Raw genomic sequence first — 18,006 nt, 5'->3', positions numbered from 1 at the left:
AATTAATTGGTTTCGTTGACTACTTGAATGAATATATCATTAAATGAAGGAATCAATTCCTGAAATTTTTGGATTTGAACTTGAGGAATTAATTGACCCAACAATTGATTTGGATTGACGGCTTCTTGCAATTTAAATACCGCTTTCTTCGAACTTTGATTACCCAACATCTCCAAACTTATTAGGTCCACTCCGTTTAAATCCTGCGTCAAATCACCTTCAAACAAGACTTCAAATTGATGTGCCTTAAATCGATTTCGGACTTCATCTTTTTCTCCGGTTAATACTACCTTAGAATGATTGATCAAGGCAATGGAATCACACAATTCTTCTACCGATTCCATACGGTGAGTAGAAAATAAAATACTGGTTCCTCGGTCTTTTAAGGCCAATATTTCATCTTTCAACATGTTTGCATTGATGGGGTCAAAACCGGAAAATGGCTCGTCCAAAATCAACAGCTTAGGCTCATGAACCACGGTTGAAATAAACTGCGTTTTCTGCTGCATCCCTTTGGATAAATCATCTACTTGCTTATCCCACCATTCTTTGATGTCCAAGCGAATAAACCAATCCTTCAATCGAGTTACAGCTTCCTGTCTGGATAGTCCTTTTAATTGAGCTAAATAAATCAATTGCTCTCCTACCTTCATTTTCTTGTATAAACCGCGCTCTTCTGGTAAATAACCAATTTGTTCGACATGCTTGGACGAAAGCTTTTCTCCATCGAAAAGAATCTGCCCTTCATCTGGAGCTGTAATTTGAGTAATGATGCGAATTAAAGACGTTTTTCCTGCTCCATTGGGCCCCAATAATCCAAAGATTTTTCCTTTGGGGATTTCGAGACTTACCCGATCTAAAGCCACATGGCTAGAATAACGTTTGACAACGTCTTGTATAGATAATATCATGTTAGGGTATGTTAAATTTCACCTAAAATAAAAAATGCGCTCATCCTATTTGTCTAAAAATGGATGAACGCAAAATTATAGGGATAAACGAAATAGCCTTATTTAGCTACTACCGTTCTCTTTTTTCTAGCTGGGCTAGCAGCTGTAGTTTTGGATTTTGCAGGTGATTTTTTAGGACTAACTGGTGCCGAAGATACTACATCTGAATTGGCTACTTTAGTTCCTTTGGTCAACAAGGCAATTTGCTTGTCTTTGGCAGCTTTCTTGGCTAATTTATCTTTCTTTTTAGCCTCTTTTTCCAATTGTTTTTTCGCTCTCTTAGCTTCCTTCTCTTTCAATTCCGCCAAGGCTTTTACTTGTTGGTCTTTTAATTTCTGGAATTTTTTAACAATTGTTTCAATGGCCTTATCTGCCGTATTGACCATTTTTTTAGCATTTTTATCATTTAAGCCACTTAATTTTGGCAAAATAGATAATGCTAGTTGTTCCATTAATGATTTGTCAGCTTTGCTCATACATGTTTATTACTATAGGCCTAAATCTAGAAAAGATTTACAGGAATAAAAATTTATTTGTGTTAAGTTTTTGAACAAAAAGTTAAATAAGAATGAATCTTATTTAAACTGGCTTTTTGAGACAAAATCCCAAACCACAATTCCCAGACTGACAGATACATTCAACGAATGTTTGGTACCAAATTGAGGAATTTCCAAGCAAGTATCACTCACTGCTATCCATTCATCTTGAACTCCAAACACTTCATTCCCAAAAACAAAAGCATACTTTACCCCTTCTTCCGGCATGAAATTTTGCAAGGATTGAGATGCTTCAACCTGTTCTACTGAGATGATTTTAAAACCTTGTGCTTGTAACAAAGCAATACAATCTGATGAGGTAGCGCAATATTCCCAATCGACGGATTCATCAGCACCTAAAGCTGTTTTAGTGATTTCACGATGTGGTGGTTGCGCACTGATGCCGCACAAATATATTTTCTCACATCGAAAAGCATCTGCTGTTCGAAAAGCAGAGCCTATATTGTTCATGCTACGAATGTCATCCATGACAAGCACATAGGGGAATTTTTCCAATGCTTTAAAAGCAGGAACATCGAGCCGATTTAGCTCGTCCATGGATAACTTCTTTGACATGTAGTAAACGAATTAATTAAGCAATCCAAGTAAATGGATAAGCTAATTCAGGAATTTTGATACGATCCGCCAAGCGCTCTAGTCGAGCCGGCAAAGCAGCTACATAATCTCTAGCTTTTTCTGCCGCATCATTCAAGCCCGTGATTTTTTCCACTTCCCAATCTTGGATTAAACCTTGCATGATGGTGACATAATCCTGGGTAGTATACACACCTATGCGCTGTGCGGCATCTGAAAAATGCTCAAATAAAGAACTTTTCTGACCATTGATTTCACGCAAGAAATGTGCAGGCATGACAATTTTCTTTTTCATCATATCGGCAAATGCCAACATCATTTCAGAAGGATCTAATTTGAAAATTTCACTTACAAAACGACGATAGGCTTTGGCATGGCGTAATTCATCTGCGGCTATTTGAGCACACATACGTGACAATTGTGGATTACCATGTTGCTTGGCCAAAGAAGCCGTTCTACGGTGAGAAATATTGGTCGCCATCTCCTGAAAAGAGGTATACACAAAATTTCTATATGGATCTGAAGATGTTCCAATGTCAAAACCATCGGCAATTAAATACTGTGTTGAAACAGCCATAGCACGCATATCTACTTTACCTGAAAGGTATAAATAGGTGCTTAATAAATTACCATGACGGTTCTCTTCGGCTGTCCAGCTACGAATCCATTGTACCCAACCTTGACCTTGGTCCTCTACTTGGTTTACAGAATCCATCGCCATTAACCACGATTCATAAGTAGGCAAAGCTTCCTCTGTAATCGTATCTCCAATCAATACCGCCCAATAATCATAAGGAAGTTCCTTAGCTGCTTCTTGCAATAATTTCACCTCATTCAAAAAGTTTTCTTTCGTTGAATCAGGTAACATATCAGAAGGCTGCCAATTGGAATCAATTGGATTCAAATACTCCTGGACATAAGCGTCCATGTTTTTGGCAAGTTCAGACATGACCTCCACACGATTAGCAAATTGAGACATGAGATGTGTTTAGTTTGAATTATTAAATTAAACGAAGATACGAAAATAAAGTGTGCGAATGAACCTTATTTCACCTCCCAAATCGTAATTTGTTTTAAATCTAATTTACCTTTCTCCGAAAAAACAGAAAGATTTTCCTTGATAGAATGAGGGAATCGAAGCGAAGAAATAGCCACAGTACCCTCCTGAGCCAATAGCTCGAGCATTGAATGGTCAACCAATACACGTACATGTTTTGCCTTCCCTTCAACCCATGGGGCAGCATCCAATTTGAAAAAACCAGGGCTTAGAATCTTCCCAGAATGAGAACGATCGATGAACCATTGTTTTTTATTCTCATCAAAAGCGACCACCGTATACTCTTTCGGATTATCCACTGATTGCCACTTTAATCCCCAACGATCGGCATTCGTTGACTCTATTTCTAAATCAATCAGATAAGATTTCCCTTGTAACATCTTCATCCCATTCAAGATTTTAGGCTTAGAAATAGAAATGTCCTTTGCCTGAAAAGTAGGTTCAAGTGAACTAAAATCGGGTTGAAAATCTTGTTTCAATCTCAAGCCTTCATGGGTATCGACCAAACTCAACTTTCTAACCGACGACATCTGGCCTTTCCAAGGGAAAGTTGGTTGCTCTTTGGCATATTGCCAACTCAGTGCCCATCCTAGCCACATAACTTCATTAGGGGCAGTGTTATAAAATGGAATAGCTGCATAAAAATCCTTACCATAATCAACAAATAATTTGGTATCACTTGTGTTTTCATTGATAAAGGTCTTACCATTGAATTCTCCCACAAAATATTGCATTCCCACAAAACCCTTTTGCACACCTTGAGAGGAGTTAAATAATACCCATTTGCTCTCCTTTTCTCTGCCTTCAATGGGTAATTCAACCAAGGAAGGACATTCCCATATCATTTCTAATTCCCCTTGATTACTGAATTCACTAAGTAAATCCCATTTCAATAAATTCTTAGATCCATAAAATTGAACGGAACGATCCAAGGGTTTTGCCACTGACATAATAAACTGCTTACTAGAATGATGCCAGATGATATTGGGGTCTCGGAAATTCAATAATTGAATATCTAAAATCGGATTTTGATCGTATTTCTTCCATGTCAAACCATCATCATTGGAATATGCGAGATGTTGTTCTTGTTTTTTATTGGGATAATCGGCCGTATAGATGGCAACTAATAGATCTTTGCTAGCATCTCCCAGACCCGACACATGGTCTTTATCCCAAACCACACAACCAGAAAAAATAAATTCTTCTCCGTGTGGAATAGCCACAGGAAGCTCTTCCCAGTGCCATAAATCTTTGCTTCGGGCATGTCCCCAGCTCATGTTCCCCCAGTCATTTCCCTTGGGGTTATGCTGAAAAAACAAGTGATAATATCCTTTAAAATAGATCAATCCGTTGGGATCATTCATCCAGTTCTTTTTCGGAGAAAAGTGAATGGATGGCCTCCAATGTTCAGTAGGGCTTTGAGCTGAAATAGTCAAAGAAATGAGCATCAATAAGCTAACTAGTATGCTAGGAAGCGGAATACTTTTGGAAAGAATTTTCATGAGCGTCAATACGTAAAAAGTAAGCATTACATAATGCTGGACTAAACCAATCCCCCAAGTTATAATATGTGGCATCAGTTCCTAGCTCCCATGCAACGGGATGATGCCGATGTCCAAAAATGTAACTGGAAGATACTTGATGTTGAATAAGGTCTTGTTGGTATTGATCCTGCACAAATTGAAGAATATAATCGGTTTCAGGATGAAAGGGTACAACTCCCTGGGTAATGGCATTGGTCTTTCGGGTATTGGACCAGGCATGTGCCAATCGAATTCCTAAGTCTGGATGTAGCCATTGAAATAAAAACTGAGCTAGCTTATTCGTAAATACATGCTTCAGGGCTTTATATCCATAATCTCCTGGCCCTAAACCATCCCCATGGCCCACCAAGATAGATTTGCTAGATCCATCGCTAAATGTCAAGAGAAAACGCTCAGGACGACGATAAATCTTAGCATCCAATTCTTCTTGAAAATAGTCATACATCCATAGATCATGATTCCCAACAAAAATGTGTAGTTCTATACCTGAATCAGATAATTCAGCAAGCTTCCCTAAGAAACGGATAAATCCTTTGGGAACGGCTTTTTGATATTCAAACCAAAAATCAAACAAGTCGCCCAACAAAAATAAAGCTTGGGCATCTGGTTTGACTTGATCTAGCCAGTTTAATAAATAAGTTTCTCGCTCCCTACTTTCCTTTTCATTCGGAAAACCCAAATGAAAATCAGAGGCGAAATAGACCTTTTTACCAACTGCTACCTGAATATGTTTCATAAAAAAAGGGGTGGCTTAGCCACCCCAACATTCGTTAAACGGCCGATTCGCTGGAATTGTCATTGGAAGCTATGGTTTCTTCCTTTTTTACAGCTTTAGCTCTAGGCTTTCTAATCGTTTTCTTGACTTCTTCTACTTGAGGTGCAGATTCTGCCTTTTCAGCTAAATCACGCTCATCTTTGGCTTCCTTACGCTTCTTTTCTGTCTCTCCTTTGATGTACTCTTGGTAGGAAGTTAATTGCTCAAATGGACGAGGACCCACCAAAGCTTCTAAATCGCTTTGGAACAAAACCTCTTTTTTCAACAATTGCTCTGCCAAAATAATCAATTTGGCTTTCTTAGAACGCAATAAAGCTAATGTTCTCTTGTAGGCTTCTGCAATAATCTTGCGAACCTCTTCATCAATTTCACGAGCCGTGGTTTCTGAATATGGCTTATTGAATTGGTATTCGGTCCCTTTGGAATCGTAATAAGAGATATTACCCAACTTATCATTCATACCATAAACCGTCACCATAGAATAAGCTAATTTGGTGATTCGCTCTAAATCATTTTGTGCTCCAGTAGATACTTTACCAAAAATGATTTCTTCAGCTGCACGACCTCCTAAGGTCACGCACATCTCATCCATCAATTGCTCGGTACGATACAAGAATTGCTCTTTCGGCAAGTACTGTGCATAACCCAATGCCGCCACCCCACGAGGAACAATAGACACTTTCACTAATGGGTTTGCATGCTCCAAGAACCAGCCCGCAATAGCATGTCCAGCTTCATGGTGAGCTACAATATTCTTCTCTTCTGGAGAAATCAATTTATTTTTCTTCTCTAAACCTCCAATCACACGATCCATCGCCTCTTGGAAATCGGTCATTTCCACCGCTACTTTATTTCTACGTGCAGCTATCAAAGCAGCCTCATTACACACATTGGCAATTTCCGCTCCAGCAAAACCTGGAGTTTGAGCCGCTAACTCTTTCACATCGACTCCATTCGCCAATTTTAGTGGCTTAATGTGTACTTTAAAAATAGCCTCACGACCGATGATATCAGGTTTGTCGATACTGATAGTACGATCAAAACGACCCGGGCGCAATAAGGCGGAATCCAAAACATCAGGACGGTTAGTTGCAGCCATGATGATAATTCCTGAATCCGTAGCAAAACCATCCATCTCCACCAATAGTGAGTTCAACGTATTTTCTCTTTCATCATTGGCACCTGGCATAGAACCTCGTCCACGAGAACGGCCTACTGCATCAATTTCATCAATGAAAATAATACAAGGTGCTTTCTCTTTGGCTTGCTTAAACAAATCACGTACACGAGCCGCTCCTACCCCAACAAACATTTCCACAAAATCAGAACCTGAAAGTGAGAAGAATGGTACACCAGCTTCACCTGCAACGGCTTTTGCCAACAAGGTCTTACCTGTTCCCGGAGGGCCTACTAATAAGGCACCTTTGGGAATTTTACCTCCTAAATCCGTGAATTTTTTAGGGAATTTTAAGAATTCTACAATCTCCTGAATCTCTTCTTTGGCTTCATCTAAACCAGCCACATCGTTGAAAGTTACGCGAACTTTAGACTCCCCTTCAATCAAGGTAGCTTTACTACGACCGATATTGAAGATTTGTCCACCGGCACCGCCACCTCCTCCCATGCGGAAGAAAAGGAAATAGAAACTTAGGCCCATTAAGATAAAGAAACCCCAAGTACCCAACCAATCCAAAGGTCCTGTACGTGTTTCTGGCTTGGCCATGATCTGCTCATTGCGAGGAAAGGCCTTTTGTCTATCCTCTAAAAAACGCTCAAAACCTTCTTTGGAAATAATTTGAAACTCAAAATGAGGACCTTGTTTTACTGAAATAAGGCCTTGAGGTGAGTTTTTGAAATACTTAGCAACAAAATTTGGTTTCAGATTAACTTCTACCAATTTATCATTGACAATGGTCACTCCTTCCACTTCTTTTTGAATCAACATCGACTCAAATTGTTTTTGGGAAATCTCTTGTAATGTGCGTTGTTTAGTAAAGAAGAACATACTCACGACAGCGATCATCAAACCAATGACCATCCAGCTTTGCATGCCTCCAACAGGTTTTTTAGGTAATCGAGGGGGAATTCCAGACCTCTTAGTATTCTTTGAATTGTTTACTTGTTTTGCCATTGGTTATCTATTTGGGCTTGTAACAATGTAGCGGAGTGATTAAGTTTCTTTTCGAGAAAAAATTCTACAAAATCCAGATTATAATTCCGGAATGATGGTGAATTTAGCATCTCCCCATAATTCTTCTAATTTAAAAAAGGATCTTTTTTCCTTTAAAAATACGTGAACGATGACATCATAATAATCCATCAAAATCCACTCACGATTGGCCTTTCCTTCAATGGAATGGGCATGTAATTTACCTGCCTCCCAAATTTCTTTATCGACAGAATCCGCAATAGCATCAATCTGAGTATCTGAAGTACCGGAACAAATCACAAAAAAATCCGTGAATGCATTTTGTACACCGCGTAAGTCCAATACCATGATTTCCTGTGCCTTCTTTTCTTGCATCCCCTTGACTACCCAATTCACAATTTCTTCCGAGATATCTTCTTTGGGGGACTTAATGGAACTTTTACGCATATATTGTTTTGATCTAAATGTTTATAGAGAACTATCTTAACGATTAAAAATTTAAATTTGTTCTACACAAGCTTAAAATTACAAATAAATTTGAACAATTACCACGCACCAACCCGGTTCATAGGCAAATTGGCGAAATACATTCCCAGCTGCCCTTCCACCAATTCCATGGCTTTTCAAGAGTCATTAGAAAGCAATATTCCCGAAGGATTTGCTTGGGTAGCAGGTCATCAAAGTGCGGGTAGAGGTCAAAGAGGAAATACCTGGCAGGCAGAACCAGATCAAAACCTATTGCTGTCTTATTTGCTCAAGCCACCTCATGCTTTACTCGAAAATCAATTTTACCTCAGTAAGGCTGTAGCCCTAGGTATCCTACATGGTCTACAAAATTGGGCGATCGAAAACTATGGAGAAAAGCTCCCACTAAGTATCAAATGGCCCAATGACTTGTACCTAGATGGTAAAAAATTAGGTGGCATATTGATTGAAAATAATTTCCAATCAGGCCAATGGACCTTTTCCATTGTGGGAATTGGACTAAATATCAACCAAACCAACTTCGCAGATTTACGTGCATGCTCCTTAAAGTCATGGATGAAGTCACCTCAATCCTTTGACCTGCTTGACATCTACAAGCATATTTCAGCTGGCATTGAACAAGAATATTTACATTTTTTAGAGCAAAAATTCCATTTGCTAGACGAAGTCTATCATCAGAAATTATTCAGATTCCAAGAATGGCACACATATCAAGATATTCAACATGAATTTGTTGGTAAAATTCTAAGAGTCAATGCTCAAGGCCTTTTAATCATGGAAAAACACATAGGCGAACAAGTATATGAAATAAAGGAATTAAGTTTTATTTTTAAGGACTAACCTTAGAAATACCTCTTGCTCATGATTGACCATTACCGCAGTAACCTGGATAATTTTCTTTATTGGGCAGAACATCGTCCAGAGGCTGTTTACTTAAAGCAGCCTATTGGCACCCATTTTAAAGATTATACCTACCAAGAGGTCGCTTTTCAAATCAGTAAAATAGCTAATTACCTGCGTCAAAACTTAGATCATTCTCGCCCCAATCACATTGGTATATTATCCAAAAATTGTGCGCATTGGATTATGGCTGACTTGGCAATTGCAGCAGCAGGGGCTGTTTCCGTTCCATTTTATCCTACTTTAACTGCTGATCAATTGAATCAGGTTTTGGTGCATTCCGACTGCCAAATACTCTTTGTGGGAAAACTTGATCAATGGGAAAGTATTCGAGCTGGTATACCTGAACACATCACTTTAATATTCACTCCTGAGCACTCCAGCCCTCTTTCCGAATCGCATTGGACTAGCATTGAGGCTCAATATGACCCCATCGATTCCTTTCATCAAGCTGATGCAAGTGAACTTTGTACCATCATTTACACATCGGGCACTACAGGCTCTCCCAAAGGTGTCATGTTGCATCACCAAGGAATTATTCAAGTAATCAACATTGCCAAAGAAGCTGCTCTATTACAAGAGCCTAATAATCGGTTTATCTCCTATCTACCTTTGAGCCATATTGCCGAGCGTAACTTCGTTGAATTTGCGGGCACAGCATCGGGTGGAACCATCTACTTTGTTGAAACTTTGGATAGTTTTAAAGATAATTTAGTGGCCTGTCGTCCTACCCATTTCTTAGCTGTACCACGAATTTGGGCAAAATTCAGAGAAGGTATTTTACAAAAAATTGGGGGGCAAAAACGCTTGCAACTCTTACTTTCTATCCCTTTGCTAAGTACTTTCATCAAAAGGAAAATCGTCAAAGGCTTAGGTTTGGATCAAACCAAAATGAACGTTACCGGCGCAGCACCTATGCCCACGGAATTATTGCAATGGTTTCAAAAGATTGGCTTATGCATTCAAGAAGCCTATGGGATGACAGAAAACATGGGTTTCAACTCGCTGATGCCTCGAGACCAAATTCGATTGGGTACGGTAGGAAAACCATGGCCGACCTGTGAAGTTAAATTGGATCCTGAATCGCATGAGTTACTCATGAAAGCGGCATATATGACTTCCGGTTATTACAAAGAACCCACATTGACGCAAGAACTTTTTGATGGCCCTTGGCTAAAAACAGGGGATATGGCCGAATTGGATTCCGAAGGATTCATTTCCATCATTGGCCGAGTAAAAGATAATTTTAAAACCAGTAAAGGTCAATACGTAGCACCCGCCCCAATCGAAAACATGATTTTATCCCATGAATGGATAGAACAAGCTTGCGTAGTTGGAACAAACTTACCTCAACCCATCGCTTTGATCATCTTAAATGCAGAAGGTAAAAAAGTCGACAAGGACATACTAGAAATAGCTTTAGATGGCATCAAATCCAATTTAAAACCGCACTTTAAAAAGTACGAACATTTGTCAAAAATGGTTGTCTTGCGAGAAGATTGGACCATTGAAAACAATTGCATGACTCCTACTTTAAAAATCCGAAGGCAAGCGATTGAGAAAAAATTCCAAGACCAAATAGAAGCATGGAATCAACATCCAGCTTCCATTCTTTTTGAATAATTCATTCCAAGGTAAAATAATAGCTGTGCTTTTTGACTAAATTAGCTGCATGAGACGTTTATTGCCGCCTAATGCTTTCATTTTCAGCATGATTATTTGCCTCGGACTAGGTTTATCCAACCGTCTATGGGGTCAAATGGTGGAGGTAGATAGCATTCAATTCAAAGGAAATGAACGCAGCAAAAGAAGTATTCTTAGACGTGAGCTGGATTTCAAAGAAGGTGATTTACTGGATTTAAATGAAATAGACAAAAAACTGGAATTCAGTCGGAGGAAACTCATGAATACCAATTTATTCATTTGGGTTCGTTCTGAATATCACTTAACTAAGACAGGGAAATTGGCAATCAATTTTGATGTATTAGAACAATGGTATTTTTTAGCCTATCCTGTATTCCAATTAGCAGACCGAAATTTAAATGAGTGGTGGGCCCGTGGTCATCCATTGGATCGAGCGATTTATGGGATACACTTGTTGCATACCAACTTTCGAGGGAGAGCTGAAAAGCTCATGTTAAAAGCAGAAACAGGTTTTTCTCAGCGATTGGAATTTTCGTATAACAACCCTTATGTAGACCGCAAAAAAACCTTGGGCGTTGGATTTAATTTGGATTACTTAACAAGCAAAAATATCGCTTACAAAACACAAGCAGATACGCTGGTCTATTTAGGCTCAGAGAATATTTTACGTGAAAAATGGAGTGGAGGAATTACGCTAAGGAAACGATTTCGATTTTATGATTTTCAAACCTTGGAAATCAAATACAGCCATAATTTAGTAGCAGACACGATTACCAAGCTTAACCCTGTCTATTTTCAAGGAAAATCCAATGAGCAAAACTTCATGCAATTGGGCTATACTTTCTCCTATGATTTCCGTGATTATGTGGTTTACCCTTTGGTAGGTAAAAAAATCGACATCAGTTTTCAAAAATTTGGAGTATTGCCTCAAGATGAAATCAACTTTTGGGAGATGAATGCAGGACTTTCCTACTATTTTGATTTAGGTAAAAAGTTTTATTTCAGTAGTCAATTCAAAGGAAAGATTACCCAAGAGGGCGCTACGGTCCCTTATGCAAACCAACGTGGATTAGGATATCGAAATGAAGTGGTACGTGGTTTTGAATTAAAAGTAGTGGATGGTACCGATTATTTCTTGTCGAGAAACACCTGGAAATACCAATTGTATAAACAAATCATACCTCTTCCTTTCATTCCTTACAAGCAATTTAACCAAATGCCTTTATCCATTTACCCGACTGCATTTTTGGATTTGGCCTATGTAAATCAAGCAAACCGGGTGGAGACGAAAAGTCATTATGCCAACAAATGGTTATTTGGATATGGAGTTGGACTCGATATCGTTACTTATTACAACTTTGTTTTGAAGATGGCTCTCCCTTTTAACAATGGGGGCAAATATGGCTTTGTGGTAGGATTAGGACGTGAATTCTAAAAAAAAAGCCAGTCAAAGACCGGCTCCTTTTTAAAATACCTAACCACTAATAATCTTAAATATTGTTAGTTTGACGAATCAAACGTAAAAATCGTTGAACAAAAATAACACTATTTTTCTAAAAACAGAATATATCAAATTTGAATTTTTTTAATTTTAGTAATTCAAATACATCACATTGCTGATTCTCACTCAAATGAACCCTAAAACAAGCTTAATACAAAAGTTTTTCGCCTTTGCACTCATTATCAGTTTCTTGATAATTAATAATGCATGTCAAACTACTACCGACAAACAAGAAGCCAATCCGAATAATCAAGAACCAAAAAAGCAGGCTAAGCAACAAGCATGGGATGCAAGCACTCCCCTACTTCAGCGAATCACCTTGGGGTCTGAAGGAGTGATCAGAAATGTTACTTGGGGGCAAGATATGTCGACGATAGCTGAGAAAGTGGAATTATCCGAAACACAGCCTAGCGTAGGAAAATCCTACACTCAGTTCTTTGATGATACGGATTTAAACTTTGTGGACATCACCTATTTACCCGATGAGAACAATAAAGTAAAAGGAATTATATTGAATATCTTTTTGGAAGAACAAGATGAGGTGTTGGACTTAACGGCCAATTTTAAGGAATACTTGGGCAGTTTATACGGAAATGGCCGAGGTAATGCCAAAAAGATAGTTTGGAAAAATGAAAATACCCAGGTCATTTTGGAAGATGTAGGTACACCCAAAGACCCAGGTATTCAATTAGTATTTTCTAAAATAAACTAGACTTTCCAAATCCAATGGCGGGTATCCGCTACCTCACCTAAACGGATATGATTGATTTCATGAAAAACTTTCGATGAGAAATCACTTTCTTTTCTAGCAGGCAATTCGTAATCCTTTCCTTCAAAAGCAATCACTTGAATTGGGGCAATCACGGCCGCTGTTCCTGCACCAAAGGCCTCAGTTACAGCACCTGATTGAATACCTTCAACCAATTCCTTCACTGAAAGGGGTCTTTCTTCCACTTTCATGCCCCAATCTTTGGCTATCTGTAAAACCGATTTCCTGGTAACACCATCTAAGATAGTATCACCTGTCGGTGCAGTAACCAATGCGCCATTCACCACAAACATCAAATTCATGGTTCCTGCTTCTTCTACATATTGATGGGTAGCGGCATCTGTCCAAATGATTTGATCGTAGCCTGCTTTATTTGCTTCTTGCGTTGGAAATAAAGATCCACCATAATTTCCTGCATTTTTAGAGAATCCTACACCCCCCTTGGCCGCACGAATGTATTCTGTTTCCACCCGCACGCGCAATGGCTTAGCATAGTAAGAACCAACTGGACAAAGGAAAATAATAAACTTATAGGTATTGGAAGGAGATACACCCACATACTCATCCGTAGAAAACATGAAGGGACGAATGTATAGAGAACAACCTTCTTTGGCTGGGACCCAAGCCTTATCCAATTGCAATAACTGTCTCAAACCACCCATAAAAATCTCTTCTGGGACTTCCGGCATACACATCCGAAGGGCAGATTTATTGAAACGTTTGAAATTCTCCTCAGGACGAAAAACCAAAATATCATCCTGCTTCGAACGATAAGCTTTCATTCCTTCAAAAATAGCTTGACCATAATGCAAAGACATCATGGCTGGCTGATAGCTCAAAGGTCCGTAAGGCTGAATGCTTACTTTCTGCCAAGCGCCATCGGCATAATCCGCGACTAACATGTGGTCTGCGAAACTGCGACCGAAAACTAAGTGATCAAAATCAACCTCATTGATTCGAGATTGGGCTATGGGTTTTATTTCTATTTGCATCATATTAAATCGTATTGGCTATCTGCCCGAGTTCCAAGGAATTTCAGGAATTCCTAATGAATGGTGGAGATAGCGGCACATCATGAATAAATAATCCGATAATCTATTTAAATAAGCGATGGATATTTGATAAGCTTCTTCTTTTTCTTCAGCTTGAACCCACCTGATTAGGCTGCGTTCTGCACGGCGGCAAACAGTGCGGCAAACTTGTGCCAAGGCAATTGTCTCGTGACCACCGGGCAGAATAAAGACTCGCATGGGTATTAGAACTTCATCCATCTCGTCAATTAAACCTTCCAGAGCCACAATGTCATGTAGTTCAATGAGCTTCATGTTACCTAAAAATTCGGTAGAATCACTAGCCACATGGGCTCCGAGGACAAACAAACTCGTTTGAATACCGAGTACTTTGGCATTCAAAGAATCTGACAGCTGTGTATTCAATAAACCTAAATAGGAATTTAACTCGTCGATATCCCCAATGGCATCAATTCGCAAATCCGATTTAGATACACCATTCCCATCAGCAAGCCGAGTAAAACCCTTATCTCCGTTTTTTGTATAGATTGCCATGGCTATTTAGTATAAGGTACAAATCTACTTTTTTCAAGCCTGAATAACAAGAATGAGGCATAATTATCATTTTCCTGATGGAAAGAAAACAAAGATTAGGTCAGTTAGATTTTCAGACCTAATTTTGTGGACATTTTAATCAACGTATGTCGATCGATCATTTCTTTTCCCGAGTATGGCGCATCATATCCATCATTGGATTTGGGGTCTCTCTCCTATTTATATACCGTGGCTTACCGGATCCAACGGCTGTGCATTTTGGCGAGACCGGTCGTGGCGATGGATTTCTACCTAAAGAAGAAGTATTTTATTTGACGGCAGGCATCATGACCTTGATTAATATGCTTGCCTTACTTTTGATCAAAAACATCCAGAAAATACCTGATTTTCAATTCACCCTATTATTTTCAATCTTCAAGAAAAAAGGTGGAACTAAGATTAAAGAAACACTAGGGCATTGGTTACACATGTTACCTGCTTTGATTAATACCTACATGATTTTGGTATTAAGGGCTTTACTTTTATTGAACGACGAAAGAACATATAACCAAGATTTCTCCTACTATCCTTATATAGGCATCATCGCATTGCTTATTTGGATCGCCTACCTACCTGTTCGTTTATTAACCTATTCGGATTATTTGGAAGAATAATGAAGCTTGAATTAGCCCCTTTATCGATTCAGGCATTTGATTATCATTTACCTGAATCCAGCATCGCTTTACATCCTAGTCCAAGCAGAGATGCTTCCCGACTATTGGTTTCCAAAAACGGCCAAATTTCGCATCATCATTTTTATGATATTTTAGAGGTATTGCCCAAAAACAGTTTACTTGTTTTTAATAATACTCGCGTAATTCCGGCTAGAATTCATCTCAAAAAACCTACTGGATCTACCATTGAGCTCTTTTTATTAAAACCTTTAGCTTCGCAAATTGCTACCCAACTTACTATGGAATCACAGCATGTAGTGGAATGGGAATGTTTGGTAGGAAATAAAAAACGCTGGAAGGAAGGAGAAATACTGCAACAAGGGCTTCGGATTGGTGATGAAGATATTCAAATAGATCTACATTGGATAGACCGAGAAAAAAATTGGGTAAAAATCACCTGGAACAGTTCACATTTATTTGCTGAGATATTAAATACATTTGGTCAAATCCCCCTACCTCCCTATTTAGGTAGAGATTTAGATGAAGAAGACCAAGAAAGGTATCAAACCATATTTTCCAAAGAATTAGGTGCGGTAGCGGCTCCTACGGCTAGTCTTCATTTCACCCAAGCATTATTGGATCAAATTCCAAACAAAGGTCACCAGAGTACCTTCATTACATTGCATGTCGGAGCAGGTACTTTTCTTCCCGTTAAAGAAGAAAACGTGGCCAACCATCCCATGCATCGGGAACAGTTGATTTTCTCCATTCCTATGATGGAAGCCATTCTGAAACATGAAGGTCCCATTGTGCCCGTAGGTACTACGGCTTTGAGAGCCTTAGAAAGCTTATATTGGTCAGGGATATATCTATTAGAAGAAAGAGACATACCAACAGAGGGTTTTGTCTTAGCCAAAGAATTTGCCTACCTACCAAGAGCTAAATCTTTTACGGCCAAAGAATCCTTGGAAAAAGTCATCGCTTATTTACGAGCCCATGGGCAAGAACAATGGATTGCGGAAACGGAATTATTGATCATGCCGGGTTATGAATTACACCTTTGCGATGCCTTAATCACCAATTTCCATCAGCCTAAATCAACCTTATTGGTATTGATTGCGGCCTTGATTGGCGACCATTGGAAAGAGGTCTATGCCGAGGCCCTAGATCAAGGCTATCGCTTTTTAAGTTATGGAGATACGTCATTGTTATTCAAACAGTAGACGAATTCAAGCAAATATGCTTATTTTTGCAACCCTTTTATTTATGACAACCCAAGAAAATGCAAGGTAATTTTATCGAGGAATTGAGATGGAGAGGCATGTTACACGACATGATTCCCGGCTTAGAAGAGCAATTAGCCAAAGAAATGACAACGGCTTATATTGGCTTTGACCCAACTGCACCTAGTTTGCACATCGGAAACTTAGCGGCCATTATGTTGTTAAAGCATTTCCAATTAGCTGGCCATAAGCCCATTGCTTTGGTGGGCGGTGCTACCGGTATGATTGGAGATCCATCTGGAAAAAATGCAGAGCGGGAATTTTTATCGGAGGATACCTTGCGGGAGAATCAAGTTGGGATTCAAAAGCAATTAGAGAAGTTTTTAGATTTCCATGCAGGAGCTAATTCGGCGGAAGTAGTAAATAATTACGATTGGTTCAAAGAATTTAGTTTTTTGGGATTTTTACGCGAAGCAGGTAAGTTTTTAACGGTAAATTACATGATGTCGAAAGATTCAGTAAAAAACCGCTTGGAAACGGGACTCTCTTTTACGGAATTCTCCTATCAGCTATTACAAGGTTACGATTTTTATCATTTGTACAAAACCAAGAATGTCCGTTTACAAATGGGTGGTTCTGACCAGTGGGGTAATATTACTACGGGTACGGAAATTATTCGTCGGAAGGAAGGTACTGGAGAAGATGAAACGGATCGCGCATTTGCTTTGACTACTCCATTGGTAACCAAAGCGGATGGAACTAAGTTTGGTAAATCGGAATCGGGCAATGTATGGTTAGATCCAAGCAAGACAAGTCCTTATGAGTTTTATCAATTTTGGTTAAATACGGCAGATGCAGATGTGCCGAGGTTATTGCGTGTGTTTACCTTGTTTACGCAAAAAGAGATTGAAAACATGGAAAAACAACATGCGGAGGCTCCACATTTACGCTTGTTGCAAAAAGCCTTGGGCCAGGAGGTTACTACGCGGGTACATGGTGCTCAGGTATGTGAGGAAGTAATGGAGGCATCTACTATACTATTTGCGAAGGATGCGATTGAGCAATTGGAAGCGGCGTCGGAGAGTGTATTCCAACAGCTCCCGATTTATCATGTGAGTCCGGAGGCAATGGCGGAGTGCCAAAATTTGACAGATTTAATCAGTGTGGGATGTAATCAGTTAATTTGTAGTTCCAAAGGAGAAGCGCGCAAAGCGATCCAAGGAAATGCGATTAGTGTGAATAAAGTAAAAGTAAATAATCCACAAGCAAATATTGATTTTCCGTTATTGCGTAATAAATACTTATTAATTGGAAACGGAAAACAAAAAAATTACATTCTGGCTATCAGCTAGTTGCTGCGATATTGGCGAATTAATTCAAAAAAAAGTAAAAAATTTCTTCGCCAATATTTGCACAAAATAAATAAACCGTGCATCTTTGCACTCCCAATCGCTAGCTAAACGAGCAAGCGCAATAAACGAAGCGAGTACAAGGACAGAGTTTCGACGAAGTTCAAAATGCAAAGCCAGTTTAAAAGAGTTCTTTGACGTGTTGATAAAAGGAAAAAGTTCATAACCAGTTAAAATGGTTATGAAGAGAAGAAATAGCATTCAAGACAAGGATAATGACAATTCTTATTTTAATAGTAAGAGCAAAGTCA

General features: G+C 39.0%; 17 protein-coding genes. 7 read left to right on the top strand and 10 right to left on the bottom strand.

Features of this window, described 5'->3' with window-relative positions:
- Positions 1-2: 2 nt before the first annotated feature.
- The 8 genes from G9H60_RS12095 to rsfS form a co-directional block, all read right to left on the bottom strand.
- A complete protein-coding gene (locus tag G9H60_RS12095; RefSeq protein ID WP_223144313.1) occupies positions 3-911 on the bottom strand; it encodes an ABC transporter ATP-binding protein in 909 nt (302 codons plus the stop codon).
- Between the two features lie 98 nt (positions 912-1,009).
- A complete protein-coding gene (locus tag G9H60_RS12090; protein WP_223144312.1) occupies positions 1,010-1,402 on the bottom strand; it encodes a hypothetical protein in 393 nt (130 codons plus the stop codon).
- A gap of 123 nt (positions 1,403-1,525) precedes the next feature.
- Positions 1,526-2,062, bottom strand: coding sequence for a TrmH family RNA methyltransferase (locus G9H60_RS12085; RefSeq protein ID WP_262900032.1), 537 nt, complete (start codon positions 2,060-2,062; stop codon positions 1,526-1,528).
- A gap of 16 nt (positions 2,063-2,078) precedes the next feature.
- Positions 2,079-3,059 (bottom strand): acyl-ACP desaturase, encoded by a 981-nt coding sequence (locus G9H60_RS12080; RefSeq protein ID WP_262900031.1) that lies wholly within the window; start codon positions 3,057-3,059, stop codon positions 2,079-2,081.
- 65 nt (positions 3,060-3,124) lie between these two features.
- Positions 3,125-4,639, bottom strand: a complete 1,515-nt coding sequence (locus G9H60_RS12075) for a glycoside hydrolase family 32 protein (RefSeq protein WP_223144311.1) — start codon at positions 4,637-4,639, stop codon at positions 3,125-3,127.
- Positions 4,605-5,417 (bottom strand): UDP-2,3-diacylglucosamine diphosphatase, encoded by an 813-nt coding sequence (locus G9H60_RS12070; protein ID WP_223144310.1) that lies wholly within the window; start codon positions 5,415-5,417, stop codon positions 4,605-4,607. The genes G9H60_RS12075 and G9H60_RS12070 overlap by 35 nt, the downstream gene beginning before the upstream one ends.
- Positions 5,418-5,451: 34 nt before the next feature.
- The gene (ftsH, locus tag G9H60_RS12065; RefSeq protein ID WP_223144309.1) at positions 5,452-7,587 is read right to left on the bottom strand and encodes an ATP-dependent zinc metalloprotease FtsH; all 2,136 of its coding nucleotides are present in this window, start codon (positions 7,585-7,587) and stop codon (positions 5,452-5,454) included.
- A gap of 78 nt (positions 7,588-7,665) precedes the next feature.
- Entirely contained in the window at positions 7,666-8,052 is a 387-nt protein-coding gene (rsfS, locus tag G9H60_RS12060) for a ribosome silencing factor (protein ID WP_223144308.1), read from the bottom strand.
- 57 nt (positions 8,053-8,109) lie between these two features.
- Between rsfS and G9H60_RS12055 the strand changes: the two genes are divergently transcribed.
- The 4 genes from G9H60_RS12055 (at position 8,110) to G9H60_RS12040 (ending at position 12,848) form a co-directional block, all read left to right on the top strand.
- Complete coding sequence (locus tag G9H60_RS12055; protein WP_317197233.1) at positions 8,110-8,931, top strand: biotin--[acetyl-CoA-carboxylase] ligase; 822 nt, start codon at positions 8,110-8,112, stop codon at positions 8,929-8,931.
- A 21-nt stretch (positions 8,932-8,952) separates the two neighbouring features.
- A complete protein-coding gene (locus G9H60_RS12050) occupies positions 8,953-10,614 on the top strand; it encodes an AMP-binding protein (protein WP_223144306.1) in 1,662 nt (553 codons plus the stop codon).
- Positions 10,615-10,663: 49 nt separating this feature from the next.
- Positions 10,664-12,070, top strand: coding sequence for a BamA/TamA family outer membrane protein (locus G9H60_RS12045; protein WP_223144305.1), 1,407 nt, complete (start codon positions 10,664-10,666; stop codon positions 12,068-12,070).
- 196 nt (positions 12,071-12,266) lie between these two features.
- The gene (locus G9H60_RS12040; protein ID WP_223144304.1) at positions 12,267-12,848 is read left to right on the top strand and encodes a hypothetical protein; all 582 of its coding nucleotides are present in this window, start codon (positions 12,267-12,269) and stop codon (positions 12,846-12,848) included.
- On the opposite strand, the gene G9H60_RS12035 is transcribed toward G9H60_RS12040, so the two are convergent.
- Positions 12,845-13,900: a branched-chain amino acid aminotransferase gene (locus G9H60_RS12035; RefSeq protein WP_262900030.1), complete on the bottom strand. Its 1,056-nt coding sequence runs from the start codon at positions 13,898-13,900 to the stop codon at positions 12,845-12,847. The genes G9H60_RS12040 and G9H60_RS12035 overlap by 4 nt on opposite strands.
- Positions 13,901-13,915: 15 nt before the next feature.
- On the bottom strand, positions 13,916-14,470 hold the full coding sequence (locus tag G9H60_RS12030) for a cob(I)yrinic acid a,c-diamide adenosyltransferase (RefSeq protein ID WP_223144303.1): 555 nt from the start codon (positions 14,468-14,470) through the stop codon (positions 13,916-13,918).
- A gap of 146 nt (positions 14,471-14,616) precedes the next feature.
- On the opposite strand from G9H60_RS12030, the gene G9H60_RS12025 reads away from it, so the two are divergent.
- The 3 genes from G9H60_RS12025 to tyrS are packed head-to-tail and all read left to right on the top strand — an operon-like array spanning position 14,617 to position 17,698.
- Entirely contained in the window at positions 14,617-15,123 is a 507-nt protein-coding gene (locus G9H60_RS12025; protein WP_223144302.1) for an SdpI family protein, read from the top strand.
- Positions 15,123-16,346, top strand: coding sequence for an S-adenosylmethionine:tRNA ribosyltransferase-isomerase (locus G9H60_RS12020; protein WP_223144301.1), 1,224 nt, complete (start codon positions 15,123-15,125; stop codon positions 16,344-16,346). The genes G9H60_RS12025 and G9H60_RS12020 overlap by 1 nt, the downstream gene beginning before the upstream one ends.
- A 59-nt stretch (positions 16,347-16,405) precedes the next feature.
- Positions 16,406-17,698, top strand: coding sequence for a tyrosine--tRNA ligase (tyrS, locus tag G9H60_RS12015; protein WP_223144300.1), 1,293 nt, complete (start codon positions 16,406-16,408; stop codon positions 17,696-17,698).
- Positions 17,699-18,006: the final 308 nt, after the last annotated feature.

The sequence above is a fragment of the Aquirufa aurantiipilula genome (assembly GCF_019923745.1).
Classification (GTDB): Bacteria; Bacteroidota; Bacteroidia; order Cytophagales; family Spirosomataceae; genus Aquirufa; species Aquirufa aurantiipilula.
The sequence above is the reverse complement of the archived record's forward strand: the minus strand, read 5'-3'. Positions and strand labels throughout refer to the sequence as shown.